Annotated in this window: 1 protein-coding gene; it reads left to right on the top strand. The window is 39.2% G+C overall.

What is annotated here, in order from left to right; translation table 11 throughout:
- On the top strand, nucleotides 1-538 hold a 538-nt coding region (locus ACWHAR_RS31320), incomplete at both ends, for a YncE family protein (protein WP_452088960.1).

The following is a 538-nucleotide window of genomic DNA, read 5'->3' as shown; positions in this document are numbered from 1 at the left end:
ATTGATACAAACACCCATACTGTTGTGACAACGATTGCTCTTCCGTACAATCCGGCAGGTATTGAAATTACGCCAGATAAAAGCGCTGTGTTTGTCTTACATCCCAACAATAATGTGATTTCTGTCATCGATTATGACACATTAACAGTGACAGCAACTATATTGCTGGATCAGCCGCCTCGATTGATTAGATTTATCCCTAATCATGAGTTTGCTTATGTTTTCACCGGTACTGCCATTTATGTGATTGGAATTGATACGTTGACTGTTGAGAGGTCTATTCCTGTAGAAGGTTTTGATATTGCAATTGACCCCAATGGGTTGTTCGCCTATGTTCTTAATTTTGGGTTAGTGCAAAAAGTGGACTTATCTACCGGTGAAGTCTTAGGAACGATTGAACGAGAGCTTATCGTATCATCCATAGAAACAGATTCTACGGAGCGGTATGCGTATGTATTAGAACAAGAATTCTTATTCAATTATTTGACGGTTATTGATTTAAATACGTTTACGATCAGGGATACCCAAGAGCTGGAGC

This window comes from Bacillus sp. LR--39 (assembly GCF_053613335.1).
Note: the sequence above shows the minus strand (reverse complement) of the source record. Positions and strands in the feature narration are given on the sequence as shown.